Source organism: Sphingobacterium sp. LZ11T8 (genome assembly GCF_024261425.1).
Taxonomy (GTDB): Bacteria; Bacteroidota; Bacteroidia; order Sphingobacteriales; family Sphingobacteriaceae; genus Sphingobacterium.
Window position 1 is genome coordinate 208,319 of sequence record NZ_JANBZY010000004.1, and the last position, 21,536, is coordinate 229,854.

Consider the following 21,536-nt stretch of genomic DNA (forward strand, 5'->3'; position numbering starts at 1 on the left):
TCAGTATTTTAATGCAAAATATTAAATATTATTAAAAAACTAAGGCTTTAATCCGACAAAAAATATTAACCATGTAGGCCTTGTATGAACGCTAGGGTTCTTGTTTAATTTTTCTAATTAATAAAAAATAGAAAGTAATTGAATAAATATTTAACATTACACTGCGTACTGAAGCCTTGTCTTAATGTATATTTTACAATTCCTTTACACAAAAACATCAATATGCATATTCGTTAATATTGGCTTAATAATTTGTTAATTCTTAATCTTCATTTTTGTGGGGATGAGAAATAGTATAATTCGCTTTTTTCCAATCCTAACTTTGTTAGGTACTACGTTTTTCTATTCATGTAGTAATAATTCCAATTCCATCAAGATGAAGGGGTCTGATACGGAAGTAAATTTGGCGGTCAATTTGGCTGAGAAATTCACCAAGTTGGACCCGACTTTCAGCATTGCCATTTCTGGTGGTGGATCGGGATTAGGGATCACTTCTTTGATGAATGGACAGGCAGACATTGCCAATTCCTCGAGGCCACTTTCCGAGGAGGAGGTTCAGCAATTCCAAGATAAGAACATCGATATAAAAACGGTTGTTTTTGCCGAGGATGCAACAGCCTTTATTGTTCATAAGGATTTGCCGATTGATTCCATTGATGTAGAAACCTTGGCGAAAATTATGGATGGAAGCATTAAAAATTGGTCGGAGGTTAATGCAATCAATTCTCCGGTCAACATTTATGGTCGTCAGAGCAGCTCTGGTACGCATTCCTTTGTAAAAAAGAAACTGAAGATTGAATTTGCCAACACGGCAAAGGAGATGACTGGGAATGCCCAGATTATCGAGGGAGTCAAGGCGGATAAGACTGGGATTGGTTATGTAGGAGCTGGTTATGTTTCCCCAGATCCGCAAGAAGCGCAAGGCATAAAAATACTAAAGATCAAAAAGGATAAAACCAGCCATTCAATATCACCATTGGATCAGGATGCGATCAATAATGGTACATACTTCTTCCAAAGACCGCTGTACCAATTTATCCTGGCAAAATCTTGGGAAAAGGTTCGCCCATTTATCAATTTCGAACGCAGCCCTGCGGGAAGAATATTAATTGAAGACCATGGTTATTATATCTTAGAAAATCAAAAAAATGAAATATAGAGCAAGATTATCCTTGGACGTTTTTTTCAAATTCGTTTTCAAGGCCACAGGATTTTTGGTGCTAGCTTTACTGGGCGGAATATTAGCCATGTTGATTTACAATTCCTTTTCATTTTTCTTGGATGTCAGACCCTTGGATTTTATTACAGGGATGGAATGGAATCCTACCGGAAAGAATCCAAAATACGGGATGCTTCCATTAATCATTAGTACCACGATCGTCACCTTCGGGGCGATGTTGATCGCTATTCCCTTAGGGATTGGAACAGCTGCATTTATTGCAGAATATGCCAGTCCGAGGTTGAAGAATTTTTTGAAACCGGCGATTGAAATGCTTGCTGCAATTCCTTCCGTGGTGATCGGTTTCTTAGGTATTGTGGTGGTAAGCCCAGGGATTGCGAGCTTAGCTGATCTTTCTAATGGCTTAAATGCCTTGAATGGCGCCATATTATTGGCTGTAATGGCTTTGCCAACAATCATTACGGTCGCTGAAGATGCCATACATGCTGTTCCAAAGACATATAAGGAAGCAAGTTATGGAGTAGGGGCGACTAAATGGCAAACACTTTGTAAAGTAGTGATTCCAGCAGCGGCGCCGGGCATTATTGCTGCGGTGATGCTAGGGGTTGGCCGTGCAATCGGTGAAACCATGACCGTATTGATGGCGACCGGAAATGCATCCATCTTACCGACCAGTATGTTTGACTCCGTAAAAACCATGACAGCGACCATCGCTATTGAAATGGGGGAAGTTCCGTATCAAACAACACATTATTTCGCACTATATGCCATTGCAACAGTTTTATTCATCATGACATTAGCAGCAAATATGTTGGGCGAGTATTTTATTAACCGATTCAGAAAATATCATGCAGCGTAGAACACATAGATTATCAAGTATCATTGAGTGGGGTACTTTATTGACCAGTACCTTATTGGTGTGTTTTTTTCTGGTGGTTGTGATTTGGGAAATTGTTTCCAAAGGTTCTAGTCAACTTTCTTGGGAATTTGTTTCTAAAGTTCCGTCCGATGGAATGACCAAAGGAGGGATCCTGACACCTATCATTGGAACCGTTTTGCTTACTTTGATTACGGCATTGTTTTCCATTCCATTCGGCGTTGCCTGTGCCATCTATCTCCAAGAATATGCAGAGGATAGCTGGTTAACCAGGACCATTCGTGCTTCCATCCGTAACCTTTCTGGGGTACCTTCCATAATCTATGGCCTTTTTGGATTGGCATTATTTGTACAGGCCATGCATTTTGGAACATCATTAATTGCTGCCGGCTTAACCTTAGGGCTCCTGTCCTTACCGTATATCATTACCACAACAGAGGAAGCACTGATGCGAATCCCGAATTCAACCCGAGAAGCAGCATTAGCGGTTGGAGCAACAAAATTTGAGACCATTAAAGATGTGATCATTCCATCAGCCATGTCAGGGATTTTGACAGGTGTTGTACTGACATTGTCACGGGCAGCCGGAGAAACAGCTCCCATACTATTTACAGGTGCCGCATTTTACATCAATGGTACCAGTGCATTTATCAATCAAGAATTTATGGCCTTGCCATATCACTTATATATGTTGTCAACACAGCATCAATCCATCGATGAAGTCCGTCCGATCGCTTATGGTACGGCTCTCGTATTAATCATTGTTGTGTTCTTACTAAACCTGACCGCATTTTATATTCGTTATAAGTACAGAAAAAATGAAAACTAAGTTATCCGCAGAAAATCTAAACATCAGTTTCGGTACCAAGCATGTGCTGAATAATGTGAACGTGGAGTTTGCAGAAAATGAAATTACAGCCTTGATTGGACCCTCAGGATGCGGAAAGAGTACTTTGTTGCGTTCTTTCAATAGAATGCATGACCTTTCAGCAGATGCCAAAATAACAGGCTCCTTGAAGTTGGAGGATCTCGATCTTTATTCCAAATCCGTTCCTGTTACGGAAATCAGAAAGCGAATTGGCATGGTTTTCCAAAAAGCCAATCCATTTCCGAAGAGTATCTATGAGAATATCGCTTATGGCTTAAAGATCAACAATTTGCCACATGATAAAGCTATCATTGAAAAGGCTTTGCGTGAAGCATTCCTATGGGAAGAGGTAAAGAACGATTTGAAAATGCCTGCTACCCGTTTATCTGGTGGTCAGCAACAGCGTTTATGTATAGCACGTGCGGTTGCCCTGAGACCTGAAGTTATTTTGATGGATGAGCCCTGTTCGGCTCTGGATCCTGTGAGTACCTTGAAAATCGAAGAGCTGATCATGCACCTGAAAGAGAAATACACGATCGTTATTGTTACCCATAATATGCAACAGGCGCAGCGTATTGCTGATAAAACAGTCTTTATGTACTTAGGAGAGGTAAAAGAAGAGGGCTTGACCCAGCAAATATTTGGAAATCCGCTGAACGAAGTTACCGCAAATTACATTACTGGCCAGTTTGGCTAATCAAAAGAGATATTTTTCCGTTCCGTTTATATATTATATTATCCTTGTGTGAACCTTGAGATTACTTCGGTAAACCAAGGTTCTCTTATTTTAGGATACCTCCCTCATCTTCAAATCCTTATTAATATGATGCTAAAAACATTTATGTTAGGTTTTTGTTAAACTATTAAAACTTTCTTTGAGTTATTAGAATTTAAACTATATTTAACCGTTAAAATAATTAAGTTATGAGAAAATTAATCGTTTTTTGTGGCCTTTGTGCTTTGTTCCTGAGCAGTTGCGGACTTAAGGGATCTGGTGAAGTCGTAAAAGGGCCTCAATTGTTGACCGTGGAGTTTGTAGGTCAACAAGATTCTGTCCTTCAGAATAGCAAAGGAAAAGTGAAATTATTTGCCGTACCAGCAAATGTAGCCGATGTATCAGCTACCATGATAGATGAAGTAGACTTTGAGGCAGCACAAGTGCCCTTTACCGTGGATTTTGAAATCCCAATGGACCATTTAACATTGATCAAACCAGAAGTACAAGAAGGAGATTCCATTAAATATTATGTTTCAATGGATTGGGATTCCAATGGCGATGGCCAAATTGATTCGATGGATATGTCAATTGATTTTGATAGACAGTTCCCTGATATCGATATCAACCAATTACACCAACAAGTCTTCCTTAAATAAGGCTTGTTGCATTCAAGAATTTTAGTTGTTTTTTAAATTTTTTAGTTAAGGATTTCCGAAAGGGAATCCTTTTTTTTGAACCAGGATGGGAAGGATGAGAGGATTGACCAAGATCTGGGAATGAACCAGGATGGGAAGGATGAGAGGATTGACCAAGATCTAAGGTTCCGCAGGAAGTTTCTTTAGCACACTGCTATTCTGAACGATCAGTGAAGAATCTGTAGGCTTTTTTTTAAAAGATGCTGTCATTCTGCACCGAAGGTGCAGGAACTGTAGGCTATGTTGACCCAGGATCCCCTTCGACGCCACTCAAGCTTCGGATGGGGGTTCGACAGGCTCACCCACCGGATTGACCAAGATCTATGGTTCCGTAGGAAGTTTCTTTAGCACACTGCTATTCTGAACGATCAGTGAAGAATCTGTAGACTGTTTTTTTTAAAAGATGCTGTCATTCTGCACCGAAGGTGCAGGAACTGTAGGCTATGTTGACCCAGGATCCCCTTCGACGCCACTCACCCAACGAGGATTAGAGGATGGGCCAAAATGATCATGGATAATTTATGCTCTTTGCCCATATACCCTATAATATACCTTTTAAATGCGCCCAAACGTTTTCTGCTAAGATTTGTTGTCCTTCCTTAGTGGGATGTACGCCATCACCTTGGTTCAGGGTTTGGATTCCGGCAACTTTGTCCAATAGGAAAGGTACTAAGGTCATATTCTGCTCTTTGGCCAGTTTCGGGAATATTGCTGCGAAATCCTTGAAATATTGATCACCCATGCTTGGCGGAACCATCATCCCTGCAAGAACAAGCTTGCAATCTGGATATGCTTTTTTGACTTTGTTAACAATTTCGTTTAGGTTTTGGTAAGTGGCATCTGGTGAGATCCCACGTAGTCCATCATTGGCACCTAATTCAAGGACGAATACATCAATCTTATCTTTCAATAACCAATCAACCCTATCTTTTCCACCGGCTGAAGTTTCGCCGCTCAGACCTGCATTTATACAGGTATACCCTAAATTCAAAGAGTCAATTTTGCCTTGTATCAAGGCCGGAAATGCTTCCGACTGGTCATCTAACCCTAATCCTGCTGTCAAACTATTGCCGAAAAACAGGATGCGCTTGCTGCTTTCTGTTTTGGTCGTATCGAGCGTTGTACTATCAGAAGATGATGGAGATTTCTGCTGTGGGTTGGAGTTATTGCAAGATGCAAGTAAAAAAACAACGGAAACGGCTGATATTATAGATTTGATGTGATTCATAAGGCTAATTTAATTAAAAATAATATATAAATTTATTAGATATGTCATCTACTATGATCCTACAAGTTCAGCATGTCTTCAAGAATTACCAAATTGGAGACCATAAAATCCCAGTCTTAAATGATATCAATTTTGAAATAGAAGAAGGTTCCACCGTTTCTATTGTGGGACCCTCAGGCAGCGGCAAGACCACCTTGTTAGGTTTGTGCGCGGGTCTGGACCAAAGTTCGGAAGGGGATATCCTCCTAAATGGAATAAAATTAACCGGGCTGAGCGAGGATAAATTGGCTCAGGTAAGAAATGAACATGTTGGTTTTGTATTCCAAAATTTCCAATTGTTGCCTACGCTTACAGCATTGGAAAATGTATTGGTTCCGATGGAATTGCGGGGAATGAAGAATAAACAAAAGGATGCTTTGGAACTGTTGGACAAGGTAGGTCTATCTTCTCGTTCAGACCATTACCCTTCCCAGCTATCGGGTGGTGAACAACAACGGGTTTCCCTGGCGCGGGCATTTGCCAATAAACCTAAGATATTATTTGCAGACGAACCCACTGGAAACCTGGATGCAGAAACCAGCGCGATCATTGAAGACATGTTGTTTCAGTTGAATAAAGAATCTGGGACTACTTTGGTTATCGTGACCCATGATCTGGACCTAGCGGCCAAAACACAAAAGATAATTCCAATTAAGGGAGGAAGGATCCAATGAATTGGCGCTGGATACTCTTAATGGCATGGCGGGATAGCCGGAAAAATAGATCGCGGTTATTCCTCTTTATATCTTCCATTATATTGGGGATAGCGGCCTTGGTTGCAATGAATTCCTTTAATGAAAATCTGAGAAAGGACATTGATTCGCAAGCTGCGGAATTGATCGGTGCGGATCTGGAACTGGAAAGCCGCAGGGAGCCTTCTTCAGAAGCCATGAAATTTATTGATTCCCTTAAGGGTATGAGTGAGGATTTTGCCAAGGAAGAAAGATTTATGTCCATGATCCGTTTTCCAAAGGCGGAGGGCTCCAGATTGGTGCAAGTACGTGCCATTGAAGGTCATTATCCTTTTTATGGTGAAGTGGAAACTAATCCTTCCGATAGCTATCGGGATTTTGGTACCAAGGCCGGTGTATATGTGGAGAATTCACTTTTGTTGCAATTTAACGCTGTGGTAAATGATTCCGTCCAACTTGGGAACAACAGTTATCCAATCTTAGGGAATGTGCTTTCCCAGCCTGGACAGGCTGCCATAGCAGGAGCCATGGCACCTTCGGTTTTTGTACCGATTGCCCAATTGAAGAATTCGGGCCTGCAACAGCAGGGAAGTCGAATTGAATACCATTATTATTTTAAATTGCCTAAAGGATTTGCTGTTGATAAGGAGGTTGAAAAATTAGATAAAAAGATTGAGGAGCTGCAGTTGAGGGCATCAACCATACAGACTACGAAAGAAAATACCGGTAGGTCTTTTGCCGACATGGCTAGCTTCATGGAATTGGTAGGATTTGTGGCCCTGTTGCTAGGCTGTATTGGCGTATCAAGTTCCGTTCAGATCTATGTTCGCGAAAAACTGCTTTCTGTTGCTGTGTTGAGATGTTTGGGTACAACAGCGAAGCAGGCCTTTTATATCTTTTTGGTTCAATTTGCAGGTATAGGGCTAATCGGAGGTATCATTGGAGCAGTTTTAGGCTCCTTGATCCAATATTTAATTCCCGTGGTCATGCAAGATGTCATACCAGTGAGCTTGACGACTGGTGTGTCCTGGCTTGCCATCTTAGAAGGCATTGGTTTAGGTGTCGTTATAGCAGTTTTATTTGCGCTGTTGCCACTATTGGCCGTACGAAATATTTCTCCGCTGAACTCTATTCGGATATCAGATAAAGAGGAAAGCATGTTTAAGGATAAGATGAGCTGGTGGGTGTACCTTTTGATCTTGATCTTTATTACCGGATTTGCCAGGCTTCAAATGGCAGATTGGATACAGACTTTAGTTTTTGTTGCAGGAGTAGGCATTACCTTTTTATTGCTTTACGGTGTAGCAAAGGCTTTCACATATCTTATCAGGAAATTCTTTCCGAAGGGATGGCCTTATCTCTGGCGACAGGGCTTGTCCAATCTTTACCGCCCTAATAACCAAACGGTGATCTTGATGATATCCATCGGTCTGGGAACGGCTCTGATCTCGACCATGTTTTTGGTGCAGGATCTATTGATCAATCGGGTGAAAATCTCTTCAGAACAGAGTCAGGCCAATATGCTGATGTTTGATATTCAGCCTTCGCAGCATGAATCGCTTTCTAAAATGGCGAAAGAGGAGGGCTATCCCATATTAGAAGCAGTACCTGTTGTTACCATGCAATTGCAGAGTGTCAATGGCGTGACTTTAAAGGATGTTGTTGCAGATACCAGCAGTGAAGTTTCTTCAAGAGCGTTTCGCGGGGAAATCCGTGCGACCTATCGCGATTCTTTGACCAAAACGGAAAGCATTACTTCCGGTAAATGGGTAGGGGTTGTGGGAAATAAGGATACCGCCTCGGTTTCTTTGGACCAGAATTATGCCGATAACATCAAGGTGAAGGTTGGAGATAGGTTGTCTTTCAATGTTCAGGGATTGATCATTCCTGCAAAGGTCAGTAGCATCAGGCAAGTAGATTGGAATCGCTTCCAATCTAATTTTAGGGTTGTCTTTGCCAAGGGAAGCATCGATCAAGCACCCCAGTTTTATCTGATGATGACTAAGGTGCCTACAGAAATAGAATCCAGTAAATTTCAACAGAAGATCGTCAATAATTTCCCGAATGTTTCCGTAATCGATATGAATGCTGTTTTAACGGTACTGCAGGAAATTCTAGATAAAATTGGGTTTATCATCCAATTTATGGGGGCTTTCAGTATCCTTACAGGAATCATCGTTTTGATATCTTCGGTGCGGATCAGCAAGTTTCAGCGGATTCGCGAAAATGTGCTTTTGCGTACATTAGGCGCAAGCAGAAAGCAGATCTTTCTCATTACCATCAGTGAGTACCTGTTTTTAGGATTGCTTTCTGCCTTAACGGGTATAATAATTTCACTTCTAGCGAGTTATTTATTAGCTATTTTTGTTTTTGAAAGTGTATTTGTGCCATCTATTGGTATGATCGCTTTGTTGTTGGTGCTGATTGTGGGATTGACTGTTCTGATCGGATTGATCAACAGCTTGTCAGTCATCAATCGTTCTCCTTTAGAAGCTTTGCGAAAAGAATAAGGTATTTACCGAAAATATTGTAACAATATGTTAAATTTATACACTAACAAATTGATTTTAGATTATGAAAAAATTATTCACAATGCTGTTTGTACTTTTGGGTATGATAAGTACTAAAGCTCAGGTTGCTGGTGATTGGAAGGGAGAACTTGAGGTCCAAGGGGCCAAAATGGAGTTAATCTTTCACATCAGTGACAAAGACGGAAATTTAGCGGCAACCATGGATGTCCCTGCTCAAGGAGCATCAGGATTGCCCATGTCGACCGTAAAGTTCGAGAACAATAAGCTTAATCTGGCGATGGAGCAACCAGCTTTATCCTATGAAGGAGAACTTAAAGGGGAATATCTCGAAGGAATATTTAAGCAATCAGGAATGGAATTTCCATTGAAATTGGCTAAGACCAAGATCAGCAAACCCGGAGATCCAAGTTTAGTTTCAACAGACTCTGAATTGGCGAAATTGATAGAACTGGGGAATGGTAATTACAAGTACAAGGTAGAAGATTATTTTGCCAAACCAAAATCCTCTAGTTTTGCCTTGTCGCCGAATGGAAAATACATCTCTTATCGCGAAAAAGACGCCAACAACAAACGCCATGTAATGGTAAAGGAGGTCGCTACTGGTAAAGTGGTCAGAGCGATAGAAGAGAAAGATGAATTGATCCGTGGGATGGGCTGGGTGAATGATGAACGTTTGGTCTACATTATGGATCAAGGAGGAAATGAGAATTACCATCTGTATGCTGTCAATATTGATGGTACGAAGAATATTGACCTTACACCATTTGAAGGCGTTCAAGCAGGAATCCTGAATATGCTGAAGGAGCAAAAGGATGTAATCATTATCCAAATGAACAAGGATAACAAGCAAGTCTTTGAACCGTACAAGGTCAATGTGCAGACCGGTGAAATGGAAAAGCTTTTTACCAATACGGATCCTGAGAATGCTATTGTAGGTTATGAATTTGATAAAGATGGAAACTTACGCGGCTATGCCAAGATGCAAAATGGAGTAAATACCCAATTTTTCTATAAACCTCAGGGAAAAACGGAGTTTGAATTGTTTGGCACAACGAAATGGTATGATACTTTTTCAGTATTGTCGTTTAATTATGCCTCTAAAAATCCAGACGAGGCCTATGTGTTAACTAATTTGGATTCGGACAAGGCTAGGATCGTCCTGTATGATCTAGGTCAGAAAAAGTTGATCAAGGAAGTGTATTCCAATCCAGATTATGATGCTACCATATTAGGGCTATCCAGGAATAGAAATTGGGAGTTGGACTATGTGGGTTATGAGGGTGAGAAAGTGGAGATTGAACCCAAGAGTGAAACTTTCAAAGAGATCTATTCCCTGTTCCAGAAGGAATTCCCGAATTATGAATATTCCATAGTTGGGAAGACAGATAAGGAGGATCAATATTTAGTGGTTGTGCAGAGCGATAAGCTGTACGGAAAATACTACCATTTAGATGCCGGAACTAAAAAGATCACTTTACTTTATGATCTGATGCCGCAATTGAAGGAAGCAGATATGGCTGAGATGCGTCCGATTTCTTTTAAATCAAGGGATGGGCTGACATTGCATGGTTATCTAACCTTACCTAAAGAAGCCTTGGATGGAAAGAAAGTTCCATTGATCGTCAATCCACATGGAGGGCCACAAGGAGTTCGTGATAGTTGGGGATTCAATCCGGAAGCACAATTATTTGCTGCTCATGGATTTGCGACATTGCAAGTCAACTTCCGGGTGTCAGGAGGCTACGGTAAGGATTTTTTAAAGGCCGGTTTCAAGGAAATTGGTAGAAAAGCTATGGATGATGTGGAAGATGGTATTAAATACGTCATTGATCAGGGCCAGATTGATAAGGATAATGTGGCTATCTATGGTGGTTCGCATGGAGGATATGCCGTATTAAGAGGACTGACCAAGACGCCGGATCTATATAAAGCGGGAGTTGATTATGTCGGGGTGTCCAATATCTTTACCTTAATGAATTCCATTCCAGAATATTGGAAACCTTATAAAGAAATGCTCTATCAGGTTTGGTATGATCTGGATGATCCAAAAGAAGCGGAAATTGCTAAAGAAGTTTCTCCAATATTCCATGTAGATAAAATAAAAGCCCCATTATTTGTGGTTCAGGGAGCGAATGACCCGAGGGTGAAAATTGCAGAGGCTGATCAAATTGTAAAGGCTTTGCGTGAAAAGGGTGTTGATGTACCTTATATGGTGAAGTATGATGAAGGTCATGGGTTTGGAAAAGAGGAAAATCAGATAGAATTCTATAAAGCCATGATGGGCTTTTTCCACAAACATTTAAATTAATCTGTTGTTATATAAGCGTATAGCTCCTAAATTTAGGAGCTATACTTATTTTATTCGGTTATGAAAATCCTAAACGCTGATCAGTTGAAAATTGTAGACCAGGAAACCATCCAAAATGAAGGGATCAATTCTTGGGAACTCATGGAGCGTGCTTCTAGCATAGTCAGCACGGCCATCTTGGATGATTATTTTGATGTCATCAAGGAACTGCCCATTGCCATCGTTTGTGGAAAGGGCAATAATGGTGGTGATGGATTAGCTATTGCGAGGCAATTGATGGATTCAGGCTACGATGTAGAAGTTCGGTTATTGAAGTCGGATCATTATACGGCCGACAATCAGTTGAACCAAGATAAATTGGACAACATTCAGTATTTCGATTTAGATGATGACCTCGATCTTCCCATAGAAGGATTTTTAATAGACTGTTTATTTGGGTATGGATTGAGTGCAGCTCTTTCTGATGAATGGCGAGGAGTCATTGAACAGATGAATAATTTTCAAGGCAGGATAATATCGGTTGATATGCCCTCTGGCTTAATGCTGGATGCTGTTGGTCAATTTGAAGACCTTATTGTCCGTGCCAGCAAGGTCTACACCTTCCAGTTTCCTAAATTGGCACTGTTACTTCCTCAGAATTCCATTTTTGTAGGAGAATTCGAAGTCTTGGACATCGGCTTGGATGAGAATTCTATCCTGAAGCAAAGTACATCAAATCGCTATGTTGAAGCAGGAATGCTTGATATCTTATTGCGTTCCAGGTCAAGGTATTCGCATAAGGGTACCTTTGGACATGTAGCAATTGTTGGAGGAAGTTTGGGGAAAATGGGAGCAGTTTTAATGGCTACAAAGGCTGCCCTAAAATCTGGATGCGGTCTGGTAACTGCTTATATCCCGAAATGTGGCTACAATGTTTTGCAGATCGGTTTTCCAGAAGCTATGGTCTTATTGGATTCATCGGAAGAAAAGTTAGTTGACTTCCAAGTTCAGGGTGAGTTTTCTGCATATGGGGTTGGTATTGGGATGGGAAAGGATGAAGAAACCGTTCGCGGTTTTGGAATATGGTTGCAATCACTTGCTGAGGACAGTAAAATGGTTTTGGATGCGGATGCCCTAAACATCATCGCTGAAAATGAACATCTGTTGAAGCACCTACCTATTAATACTATTCTGACCCCGCACCCTAAGGAATTAAGACGCTTGATTGGGGAATGGGAGAATGATTTGGAAAAATTGGATAAAGTGAAAGCATTTTGCAGTGAAAACCAAGTGATTTTGGTCATCAAAGGAGCAAACACGGCTATTGTGAATCCTGCTGCTGAGGTTTATTTCAATTCTACCGGTAATCCTGGTATGGCAACTGGAGGAACTGGTGATGTATTGACCGGTATTATCAGTAGTTTACTTGCCCAAGGTTATAATGCCTTAGATGCAGCTGTTCTGGGGGTTTATATTCATGGTTCTGCAGGTGATTTTGCGAAAGATTGGGTAGGTGAGACCAGTTTGATTGCATCTGATCTGATCGATCATTTGGCCTCTGCCTTTATGAATCTCTTGAATGAAAGTGAGTAAATATGAAATTCAAATGATAGCATTGGACTAGAGGCTAATTTAGGTCCGGTAAAATATCCTTATCTTTATCCAATGCAAATTCACATCAAAAATATGGTATGTCCTCGCTGCGTTATGGCAGTTGAACAGATCTTGAAAAGGATGGATGTTCCATTTGGTGATGTGAGTATTGGTTCCATTAACTTAAGCAGACCCTTTACAGACGCAGAACGTATTCTATTTGACCAAGAGCTCAAGTTGATTGGATTTGAAGTATTAAAGGATAGGAAGCAGATTTTAGTCGAAGAGATAAAAATAGCGCTCTCAGAGATGTTGAAGGCGGAGGAGTCAATGTCAATCAAAACGTCGAGTTATCTATCAGAAAGGTTCAATCTGGAATATTCCTATCTGAGTAGTGCGTTTTCCGAAGTCCAAGGGGAGAGTATCGAAAAATATTTAATCAACCTAAAGGTTGAAAAGGTTAAAGAGCTGTTGAGCTATGATGCCACTTTGGCGGAGATAGCGGCACAACTGCAATACAGCAGTATCGCTCATTTGAGCAACCAATTTAAAAAGACGACCGGGGTTAGCCCTTCTGTTTATAAGAAACAGTTGATCTAATCTTGAAATTTAAATAAAACAGAAAAGCCCGCAAATTGCGGGCTTTCTGTTTTTGTTCAATTGTTATTTAAGGTTATCACGGTAAACTGTAGCTTTTTTAACTTCAGTTTGGATGTCTTTACGAGAAGCATCGTAAGTCAATACTTTCTCATAGTCTGTAATAGCTTTGTTGTACGCGTCAGTAGCTGTTGCTTTATTGTAGTTAGCTGCACCTTTAGTACCTGTAAGGATTCCTAGATCGCGGTAAGCAATAGCACGGTTTTGATATAATTTTGCGTCATTTGCATTGATAGCGATTGCTTTAGTATAGTCAGCTGTAGCAGATTTCAATAAAGCTTCACGTTCTTGGTTGCTCAATTTCAATTCTTTGTTTACTGCCATGTTGTTGTTCGCTTTTGCTTTGTAGTAGTAAGCAGAAGTGTTTTTGGCATCCAAGGAAATTACTTTGTTGAAATTAGCGATAGCTTTTTTGTAATCACCATTTTGGAATTGAGAGTAACCTAATAAATACACAACTTCAGGTTCGTTTCCAGCATTAGGTAATGCCTTTTCGAATTGAGTTGCTGCAGTTTTAAAATCACCGTCCAATAATGCTTTTTCACCAGCACGTACATTTGGATCGCTGTGTTGTTTTTCTTGTGCTTGTGCACCCATTGTAGCTAATGCCAAAGCAACAGTAGCTAACCCAATCTTAATCGTCTTCATCTGTGTATTCAAGTTATTTAATTTCATGTCTGAATTTTTATGTTGTTTTCCCTGTAAATTTCTATACTCCTACTAATAGAGTAAAAATCTGTTAAATAGTTTAACGCCGCAATCAATAGTTATAAACATTTCCACATTTTGTAACTTGCTTCTAAATATTGCAGAAATCTATACACAAAGGTGACAAAGAATGTGCTGATTACTGACGATTTAACAGATACAAATCAATAATAGCATAAAATGTACCAAATTTCGGACTTGGCACTTTGCTTGCACTATATGAGTTCATTAATTTTAAAATAAAAAATAGCTGATCGTCTGACAAGATGTCGGCAAGCTGGACATGTACATATGAACAAATTTGATTCATTCAATTTTAATCAAACGTTACCTATCATAAACGAAGAAACTGAATTCTTTCCCTTATTGACTCAACAGGATGAGGATGAAATGAGGAATGCAGAAATTCCCGATCAACTCCCGATTCTACCCCTTAGGAACACGGTTCTTTTTCCGGGTGTGGTGATCCCTATTACGGTTGGTCGAGATAAGTCTATTAAATTGGTAAAGGATGCCTATAAGGGTGATCGCACTATTGCTGTGGTATCGCAGAAAGATATGACGGTTGAGGATCCTACTTTTGAACAATTGAACAAAGTAGGGACTGTAGCCCATATCATCAAGATCCTTCAGATGCCTGATGGTAACACAACGGTGATCATTCAGGGTAAGCAGCGTGTGAAACTAAAGGAATTGGTTCAAACTGAGCCTTACCTGATCGCTCGTGTAGAGAAGTTTCCGGAGGATAAACCAAAAACGAGCAGTAAAGAATTCAAGGCTTTGATCTCTTCTGTGAAGGAAATGGCTTTGCAGATCATTCAACTATCGCCAAACCTACCAAGTGAAGCAGGAATTGCTATCAAGAATATTGAAAGTCCTACTTTCCTGGTGAACTTTATCTCTTCAAATCTTTCATTGGAGCTGGAGCAGAAACAGGACTTATTGGAAATCAAGGATTTTGTGAAGCGTGCTAAACAATTGTTGGAGCATTTGACGACTGAAATCCAGATGTTGGAGCTGAAGAATCAAATCCAAAATAAGGTAAGGATTGATTTAGACAAGCAGCAACGCGATTATTTCTTGAGCCAACAACTGAAGACCATTCAGGAGGAATTGGGAGGGAATACCCCGGACCTTGAAATCGAAGAACTGAAGAAAAGGGCAAAAGCGAAAAAATGGAGAGAGGATGTGGGCAAACATTTCCAAAAGGAATTGGAGAAATTGGCCCGTATCAATCCCGCTGCTGCTGATTATTCGGTGCAGTTGAACTATTTGGAATTGTTGTTGGATTTGCCATGGGGTGAATTTACCAAGGACAATTTCGATTTGGCTCGAGCAGAAAAGGTTTTGAACAAAGATCATTATGGTCTGGAAAAAGTGAAGCAACGTATCATTGAATATTTGGCTGTCTTGAAGCTGAAAAATGATATGAAAGCTCCAATCTTATGTTTGGTAGGGCCTCCAGGAGTTGGTAAGACTTCGTTGGGGAAATCTATTGCTAAAGCTTTAGGAAGAAAATATACCCGTATGGCCTTGGGAGGTATCCGTGATGAAGCGGAAATCAGGGGGCATCGAAAAACTTATATCGGCGCCATGCCTGGGCGTATCATTCAATCCTTGAAAAAAGCAGGTGCTTCAAACCCTGTGTTTGTTTTGGATGAGATTGATAAAATAGGTTCTGATTTTAAAGGTGATCCTTCTTCAGCTTTGTTGGAGGTTTTGGATCCTGAACAAAATACCCACTTCTACGATCATTATGTGGAAATGGAATATGATCTTTCCAAAGTGATGTTCATTGCCACTGCCAATTCATTGAGCGGTGTGCAGCCTGCACTCTTGGACCGTATGGAGATTATTGAAGTCAATGGTTATACCATTGAGGAGAAGATTGAGATCGCCAAGAAACACTTGTTGCCTAAGCAGCGTGAAATGCATGGTATCCAAGCAAAAGACATTGCTCTGAAACCTAAGATGATTGAGAAAATCATTGAAGAATATACCCGTGAATCGGGTGTCCGTGGTCTGGAAAAGAAAATCGGTTCGATCGTACGCGGTATTGCAACGAGGATCGTGATGGAAAAACCGTATGATCATAACCTTTCGGCAGAGGATGTGGAGGAAATCTTAGGTCCACCGATCTTTGACAAGGACCTGTATGAGAACAATGATATCGCTGGGGTTGTAACTGGTTTAGCCTGGACTTCGGTTGGCGGTGATATCCTATTTATTGAATCTAGCTTGAGCCCGGGAAAAGGGAAGCTGAGCTTGACGGGTAACTTAGGTGACGTGATGAAAGAATCTGCTGCCATTGCAATGGCCTACCTACGCTCTCATGCTGATGAGTTTGGAATTGATTTTAAAGTCTTCGATCAATGGGATGTGAATATTCACGTGCCTGCCGGTGCTACACCTAAAGATGGACCATCTGCCGGCATCACCATGTTGACTGCCTTGGCATCCTTGTTTACCCAACATAAGGTAAAACCAAAATTGGCTATGACCGGTGAGATCACTTTACGTGGCAAGGTATTGCCAGTAGGAGGGATCAAGGAGAAAATATTAGCGGCTAAGCGTGCAAACATCAAGGATATCATCTTGAGTAAGTCCAACCAAAAGGATATTTTGGAGATCAAGGAAGATTATATCAAAGACTTGAATTTCCATTATGTAAGCGAGATGCGTGAAGTGGTTAAATTGGCGCTACTGGATGAAAAAGTTAAGAACGCAAAACAATTAAATCGAGAAAATTACTAATTTATATTGCATAATATCTAAGGCACAATTAATTCAAAATTGTGCCTTTTTTATTGTTTGTAGGATCGACGGTTTCCTTGTTAAGCGCTGATTTCCAAATCGGTTTGTCAGGGTCATTCAATCTTATGAGGTTAATTTTAATTATAATTTAATAAACAGTATTTTTGCGGCAATGAATCTCAACAGTAATACAGCGAGGTTTGTCAAGCGGGTCATTACCTCACCTCTATTAATTTATATCATCCGGTGTCTGATTGGTTTTGTTATTGGATACTTATTGTATCTAAGGTTTAAACAGTTTGAGGTCTTCTGGGCATTATTATCCATTATTTTAGTTATTTCTCCTGAGGAAAAGGATTCGAAAAGGCTTTCAATTGAGCGATTTAAGTCGAATTTTGTAGGGTCGGTCGTAGCCATGGGCTGTGTTTGGCTGTTGCCAAAGTCGGTATATTCTATTATGACAGGTATCGTGCTGACCATTTTCCTATGTTGGGGATTCAAGATCCTGAACATGGCAAGGGTAGCAATCGTGGCCTTATTGATCATCATGATAGAACCTCACCATACACAGATTGCCTATACGCCAATCTATCGTGCACTATCGACGGGCATTGGCTGTATTATAGGGTTGACGATCGTGATTGTATCTTCAGGAGTGATTCAATTCATGCGGGAAAAATACAAGATATTTACAGAGCCTGCCTAACAGCGAGTTACAATATAAATCCATCACTTACAATTAAATCGTTATTTTTACAGCAATGATTGAATTATATACTGACGGCGCATCCAGCGGAAATCCTGGTCCTGGTGGTTATGGAACTATCTTAAGGGCAATTTATCAAGGGGCAAATCCTGAATTTCAAGGTAAACTAATCGAAAAGGAATTTTCTGGAGGCTTTAGGAAAACGACCAATAACCGAATGGAATTATTGGCAGTTATCATTGGTCTAGAAGCCTTGAAGAACCTCAATCAGCAAGTGACCGTATTTTCGGATTCGAAATATGTCATCGATGCCATTGATAAAAAATGGGTGTATGGCTGGATTCAGAAAGGATTTCAAGGAAAGAAGAATAAAGACCTTTGGATGCGGTTGATGAATGTATATAAACTGCATAAGGTCAAGTTGGTATGGGTAAAAGGCCATGCTGGGCATCCGCTAAACGAGCGATGTGACCAATTGGCTGTTAAGGCATCAAAAGATAAGTCCACCTGGAAAATAGATTCTGTGTTTGAATCAGAATTGCAAAAAGGCTTAGATATTTAATCTAAGCCTTTTTCATTTATGTTCGATATGGATTAGATCAATCCAGCACGTTTCAAAAGAGGATCAACGGACGGTTCTTTTCCACGGAACTGTTTATAGAGTTTCATTGGATGTTCCGTACCGCCTTTTGAAAGAATATTGTCCTTGAATTTTTTTGCAACCTCCCGATTGAAGATACCTTTCTGTTGGAAATAATCGAAAGCATCTGCATCCAGGACCTCTGCCCATTTATAGGAGTAATATCCCGAAGAGTAACCGCCATCAAAGATATGGGAGAAAGATGTGGACATGACATTCTCCTTGACATCGGGATAGATCGCAGTTTCCGCGAACTGTTGAGTTTCAAAATCTTTCACCTTGCTGATAGCACTTGGGTCCTGTCCATGCCAACCCATATCTAAAAGACCGAAGCTCAACTGTCTGACCGTTGTCAGCCCTTCCAAGAAGGAAGCAGAATCTTTGATTTTTTGGATGTATTCCATGGGAATGGTTTCGCCAGTTTCATAATGCTTGGCAAAAAGTTTTAAAGCTTCCTCTTCATAGCACCAGTTTTCCATAATTTGACTTGGAAGTTCGACGAAGTCCCAAAAAACGGAAGTTCCGGAAAGGGTAGGATAGGTCGTGTCTGCCAACATGCCATGTAAGGCATGGCCAAATTCATGGAACAGGGTGGTAACCTCGTTGAATGTTAACAAAGAGGGCTTACTTGAAGTAGGTCGAGTAAAGTTGCAGACGATCGAAACATGAGGTCTCTCATTGTGATCATCTTTAATATATTGCGATTTGTAGGAGGTCATCCATGCGCCATTCCTCTTGCCCTTACGGGGGAAGAAGTCTGCATAGAAAACCGCGACTAAATCACCCTCATCTGTACTTACCTCATAGGTCTGTACTTCTGGATGATATTTGTCTATATTCTGGATTTCCTTAAAATTCAAGCCATAGAGACGGTGGGCAATTTCAAATACACCATTTAAGACATTGTCTAATTTGAAATATGGCCTTAACTTTTCATCATCCAGATTGAAACGTTCTTGTTTCAGTTTTTCTGAATAATAACTGCCATCCCATTTTTCTAAATGGTCTAAACCATCCTTTTCTTTTGCATATTGGCTCAATTCGGCAAATTCTTTTAATGCTGCTGGTTTGCCTTTTGCAAGGAGGTCATTCAAAAATGAAGTAACGGTATTGGGGTTTTGAGCCATACGTTCTTCTAATTTGAAGTGTGCGTGGGAATCATAACCTAATAATTTAGCCCGTTGATGTCTCAGTTTGGCAATTTTTAGGATTATTTCTTCATTGTTGTTTGCATTGTCCTGAAAGCCTTTTTTACCAGCAGCGATTGCCAATTCTTTTCGCAATTCGCGGTTGCTGGCATAGGTCATAAATGGGATGTAGCTAGGATAGTCTAAGGTGAAAATCCAGCCTTCTTTGCCTTCTTCTTTTGCGAGTTCATGTGCTGCCTCGATCACAGAATCAGGAAGGCCATGCAGGTCCTCTTTTTTCAAGATATGTAATTGATAGGCATTGGTATCCGCCAATACATGTTCTGCGAAGTTTAATTTCAATACCGACATTTCCTGGTCGATTCCCCTGAGTTCTTTTTTCTTTTCGTCCGATAGCAAGGCGCCATTGCGAACGAAATCTCTATAGTTTTTGGTCAATAAAGTTTCTTGTTCAGGGCTAAGATTTAGGTTGTCTTTTTGATCATATACCTCCTTGATCTTTAGGAATAACTCATAGTTCAAGGTGATGTCGGAGCTTAATTCTGCCAACATGGGAGCTACCTGTACAGCAATCTTTTCTAATTCATCATTCGTTTCTGCAGAATGGAGATTGAAAAATATATTGGAAATCCGATCTAATTGCATTCCAGAGAAGGATAGTGCCTCGATCGTATTTTCAAAGGTTGCTGCTTGAGTGTTTGATGCAATCTGTTCAATTTCCCCTTTAGTTTCAGCTATTGCTTCCTGAAAGGCTGGAACGTAATCTTCGTTTTTGATTTGGGAAAAGGGAGCTGTATTATAATTCGTCTCGAAAGACTTTGTAAGAATATTCATAGTATATAAAGTTACAAATATAAATCTACTGGAAATGGGTCTGGAATATAGATTTATCAAGATTTTACGGAAACATTACGTATCATTATACGTTATAACAATAAAAAAAAGATAAACATGAGAAATATCGCTAAGTCATTATTTGTTGTCCCGGTTTTGGTATTAAGTATGAGTGCTTGTAATAATTCTGGACAGGAGGCTAAAGACAACAAAGAAAATGATGCTGTGGCAGATGAATGGACCGCTTCAGAATTGGCCGGAAAATATGTGTTTGATGAAAATGGAGATACGATTTTATTGGATCTGAAAAGTCAAAACGACTCTCTTATTGGACCATTAAGCTATAATTTTCAAGAAAAAGACAAGAACCATGGAGAATTCCGAGGAGTAATCAAGGATTCTTTATTGGTGGGTGAATATAGTTTTATGTCAGAAGGGGTAAACTCTGTTAGGGAGACAGTTTTTGGAATTGTTCCAGAAGGGTTGATTGAAGGCTTTGGCGATGTGGAAGAGATCGATTCGAAGTTTGTTTTCAAAAATATGGACAGTTTGAGGTTTGATCATGGGATGATTTTACATAAAAAATAAGCTTCCATTGGTTGTTTAGTTCATTTTCTTTAAAAAGTTTGGTCATTTGATTAAAATATTTGTTTAATTCTCTTAAATGTTCTTACCTTTGGGCAATCTCAAGTGAAAAGCCAAAAGATGAATAAGAAGGAAGAGAAGGAATTAGATACATCAACCGAAGACAAAATAAAAGAAGCAGCGCGCATTGTATTTCATAAGAAAGGATATGCAGCGACTAGGACCAGAGATATTGCTGATGAAGCAGGAATCAACCTATCCCTTTTAAATTATTATTTCAGAAGTAAGGAAAAGCTTTTCGAACTCATTATGCTGGAAACACTAGGTGAGTTTATGAAAGGCTTGGTCTTGGTATTAAATGACCATGAGTCTACCTTATTGGAGAAAGTCAGTGCCATTGCTGAGCATTATATCGATTCGATAAAGGATAAACCCGAGATTCCTGGATTTATCGTGAGTGAGATCCGATCCAATGTCAATAATATTCTCGAGAAAATTCCTGTCCGTGAAATCTTAGGAGAATCATTCTTTGTCCAACAATTGGATGAGGAAATAAAGAATGGAACCCTGAAGGAGGTTAGTCCTATTCAATTTATTATGAACGTTTTGGGTATGGTCCTGTTTCCTTTTATTGCTCAACCTATGATCATGAACGGAACGGGGCTCAACAACAATGAATTTTTTGCCTTGATGGAAGAACGTAAGAAGTTGATTCCCATTTGGGTGCAGGCTATGTTTAAAGCATAGTCTATTTTTTGTCTATAAATTGGTCAATTGTTTAAATCAATATATTAAA

At 40.0% G+C, this 21,536-nt stretch carries 18 protein-coding genes; 15 read left to right on the forward strand and 3 right to left on the reverse strand.

Features of this window, described 5'->3' with window-relative positions; translation table 11 throughout:
* Nucleotides 1-283 precede the first annotated feature (283 nt).
* The 5 genes from NLF99_RS11385 (at nt 284) to NLF99_RS11405 (ending at nt 4,299) form a co-directional block, all read left to right on the forward strand.
* Entirely contained in the window at nt 284-1,159 is an 876-nt protein-coding gene (locus NLF99_RS11385; RefSeq protein WP_185213612.1) for a PstS family phosphate ABC transporter substrate-binding protein, read from the forward strand.
* Nucleotides 1,149-2,039 (forward strand): phosphate ABC transporter permease subunit PstC, encoded by an 891-nt coding sequence (pstC, locus tag NLF99_RS11390; protein WP_185213613.1) that lies wholly within the window; start codon nt 1,149-1,151, stop codon nt 2,037-2,039. The genes NLF99_RS11385 and pstC overlap by 11 nt, the downstream gene beginning before the upstream one ends.
* Nucleotides 2,029-2,886, forward strand: a complete 858-nt coding sequence (pstA, locus tag NLF99_RS11395; RefSeq protein WP_185213614.1) for a phosphate ABC transporter permease PstA — start codon at nt 2,029-2,031, stop codon at nt 2,884-2,886. Before pstC ends, pstA begins: the two co-directional genes overlap by 11 nt.
* Nucleotides 2,876-3,622, forward strand: a complete 747-nt coding sequence (gene pstB, locus NLF99_RS11400) for a phosphate ABC transporter ATP-binding protein PstB (RefSeq protein WP_185213615.1) — start codon at nt 2,876-2,878, stop codon at nt 3,620-3,622. The genes pstA and pstB overlap by 11 nt, the downstream gene beginning before the upstream one ends.
* 227 nt (nt 3,623-3,849) lie before the next feature.
* Entirely contained in the window at nt 3,850-4,299 is a 450-nt protein-coding gene (locus NLF99_RS11405) for a hypothetical protein (protein WP_185213616.1), read from the forward strand.
* Between the two features lie 580 nt (nt 4,300-4,879).
* Here the strand turns inward: NLF99_RS11405 and NLF99_RS11410 are convergent.
* The gene (locus NLF99_RS11410) at nt 4,880-5,566 is read right to left on the reverse strand and encodes an arylesterase (RefSeq protein ID WP_254528304.1); all 687 of its coding nucleotides are present in this window, start codon (nt 5,564-5,566) and stop codon (nt 4,880-4,882) included.
* Between the two features lie 41 nt (nt 5,567-5,607).
* Here NLF99_RS11410 and NLF99_RS11415 point away from each other — a divergent pair, with 41 nt between their 5' ends.
* From NLF99_RS11415 to NLF99_RS11435, 5 genes are all read left to right on the forward strand, one after another.
* Nucleotides 5,608-6,279 carry an ABC transporter ATP-binding protein gene (locus NLF99_RS11415; protein ID WP_254528305.1) on the forward strand — a complete coding sequence of 224 codons (672 nt, stop codon included), beginning with the start codon at nt 5,608-5,610 and terminating at the stop codon, nt 6,277-6,279.
* A gap of 20 nt (nt 6,280-6,299) precedes the next feature.
* On the forward strand, nt 6,300-8,807 hold the full coding sequence (locus NLF99_RS11420) for an ABC transporter permease (RefSeq protein ID WP_254528307.1): 2,508 nt from the start codon (nt 6,300-6,302) through the stop codon (nt 8,805-8,807).
* Between the two features lie 64 nt (nt 8,808-8,871).
* On the forward strand, nt 8,872-11,136 hold the full coding sequence (locus NLF99_RS11425) for a S9 family peptidase (RefSeq protein ID WP_254528309.1): 2,265 nt from the start codon (nt 8,872-8,874) through the stop codon (nt 11,134-11,136).
* Nucleotides 11,137-11,196: 60 nt separating this feature from the next.
* Entirely contained in the window at nt 11,197-12,708 is a 1,512-nt protein-coding gene (locus NLF99_RS11430; RefSeq protein ID WP_254528311.1) for an NAD(P)H-hydrate dehydratase, read from the forward strand.
* A gap of 72 nt (nt 12,709-12,780) precedes the next feature.
* A complete protein-coding gene (locus tag NLF99_RS11435) occupies nt 12,781-13,308 on the forward strand; it encodes a helix-turn-helix domain-containing protein (protein ID WP_254528313.1) in 528 nt (175 codons plus the stop codon).
* A 63-nt stretch (nt 13,309-13,371) separates the two neighbouring features.
* Here the strand turns inward: NLF99_RS11435 and NLF99_RS11440 are convergent, their stop codons facing one another.
* Nucleotides 13,372-14,040, reverse strand: a complete 669-nt coding sequence (locus tag NLF99_RS11440) for a tetratricopeptide repeat protein (protein WP_093095065.1) — start codon at nt 14,038-14,040, stop codon at nt 13,372-13,374.
* A 324-nt stretch (nt 14,041-14,364) separates the two neighbouring features.
* Between NLF99_RS11440 and lon the strand changes: the two genes are divergently transcribed.
* The 3 genes from lon (at nt 14,365) to rnhA (ending at nt 18,095) form a co-directional block, all read left to right on the forward strand.
* A complete protein-coding gene (lon, locus tag NLF99_RS11445) occupies nt 14,365-16,827 on the forward strand; it encodes an endopeptidase La (protein WP_185213624.1) in 2,463 nt (820 codons plus the stop codon).
* A gap of 172 nt (nt 16,828-16,999) precedes the next feature.
* Entirely contained in the window at nt 17,000-17,533 is a 534-nt protein-coding gene (locus tag NLF99_RS11450; protein ID WP_185213625.1) for an aromatic acid exporter family protein, read from the forward strand.
* 55 nt (nt 17,534-17,588) lie between these two features.
* Nucleotides 17,589-18,095 (forward strand): ribonuclease HI, encoded by a 507-nt coding sequence (gene rnhA / locus NLF99_RS11455; RefSeq protein ID WP_254528321.1) that lies wholly within the window; start codon nt 17,589-17,591, stop codon nt 18,093-18,095.
* A 32-nt stretch (nt 18,096-18,127) separates the two neighbouring features.
* On the opposite strand, the gene NLF99_RS11460 is transcribed toward rnhA, so the two are convergent.
* Complete coding sequence (locus NLF99_RS11460) at nt 18,128-20,155, reverse strand: M3 family metallopeptidase (protein WP_254528323.1); 2,028 nt, start codon at nt 20,153-20,155, stop codon at nt 18,128-18,130.
* A gap of 117 nt (nt 20,156-20,272) precedes the next feature.
* Between NLF99_RS11460 and NLF99_RS11465 the strand changes: the two genes are divergently transcribed.
* Both NLF99_RS11465 and NLF99_RS11470 read left to right on the forward strand, forming a co-directional pair.
* A complete protein-coding gene (locus NLF99_RS11465) occupies nt 20,273-20,743 on the forward strand; it encodes a hypothetical protein (RefSeq protein WP_185217235.1) in 471 nt (156 codons plus the stop codon).
* A gap of 117 nt (nt 20,744-20,860) precedes the next feature.
* Entirely contained in the window at nt 20,861-21,487 is a 627-nt protein-coding gene (locus tag NLF99_RS11470) for a TetR/AcrR family transcriptional regulator (RefSeq protein WP_185213629.1), read from the forward strand.
* Nucleotides 21,488-21,536 lie beyond the last annotated feature (49 nt).

Coding starts and splice junctions, on each gene's coding strand:
- NLF99_RS11415 (WP_254528305.1), top strand. CDS start 5,608: ATGTCATCTACTATGATCCTACAAGTTCAGCATGTCTTCAAGAATTAC.
- NLF99_RS11420 (WP_254528307.1), top strand. CDS start 6,300: ATGGCATGGCGGGATAGCCGGAAAAATAGATCGCGGTTATTCCTCTTT.
- NLF99_RS11430 (WP_254528311.1), top strand. CDS start 11,197: ATGAAAATCCTAAACGCTGATCAGTTGAAAATTGTAGACCAGGAAACC.
- NLF99_RS11425 (WP_254528309.1), top strand. CDS start 8,872: ATGAAAAAATTATTCACAATGCTGTTTGTACTTTTGGGTATGATAAGT.
- NLF99_RS11435 (WP_254528313.1), top strand. CDS start 12,781: ATGCAAATTCACATCAAAAATATGGTATGTCCTCGCTGCGTTATGGCA.
- NLF99_RS11410 (WP_254528304.1), bottom strand. CDS start 5,566: ATGAATCACATCAAATCTATAATATCAGCCGTTTCCGTTGTTTTTTTA.
- NLF99_RS11460 (WP_254528323.1), bottom strand. CDS start 20,155: ATGAATATTCTTACAAAGTCTTTCGAGACGAATTATAATACAGCTCCC.
- NLF99_RS11440 (WP_093095065.1), bottom strand. CDS start 14,040: ATGAAATTAAATAACTTGAATACACAGATGAAGACGATTAAGATTGGG.
- NLF99_RS11450 (WP_185213625.1), top strand. CDS start 17,000: ATGAATCTCAACAGTAATACAGCGAGGTTTGTCAAGCGGGTCATTACC.
- NLF99_RS11385 (WP_185213612.1), top strand. CDS start 284: ATGAGAAATAGTATAATTCGCTTTTTTCCAATCCTAACTTTGTTAGGT.
- pstC (WP_185213613.1), top strand. CDS start 1,149: ATGAAATATAGAGCAAGATTATCCTTGGACGTTTTTTTCAAATTCGTT.
- pstA (WP_185213614.1), top strand. CDS start 2,029: ATGCAGCGTAGAACACATAGATTATCAAGTATCATTGAGTGGGGTACT.
- NLF99_RS11405 (WP_185213616.1), top strand. CDS start 3,850: ATGAGAAAATTAATCGTTTTTTGTGGCCTTTGTGCTTTGTTCCTGAGC.
- rnhA (WP_254528321.1), top strand. CDS start 17,589: ATGATTGAATTATATACTGACGGCGCATCCAGCGGAAATCCTGGTCCT.
- lon (WP_185213624.1), top strand. CDS start 14,365: ATGAACAAATTTGATTCATTCAATTTTAATCAAACGTTACCTATCATA.
- NLF99_RS11470 (WP_185213629.1), top strand. CDS start 20,861: ATGAATAAGAAGGAAGAGAAGGAATTAGATACATCAACCGAAGACAAA.
- pstB (WP_185213615.1), top strand. CDS start 2,876: ATGAAAACTAAGTTATCCGCAGAAAATCTAAACATCAGTTTCGGTACC.
- NLF99_RS11465 (WP_185217235.1), top strand. CDS start 20,273: ATGAGAAATATCGCTAAGTCATTATTTGTTGTCCCGGTTTTGGTATTA.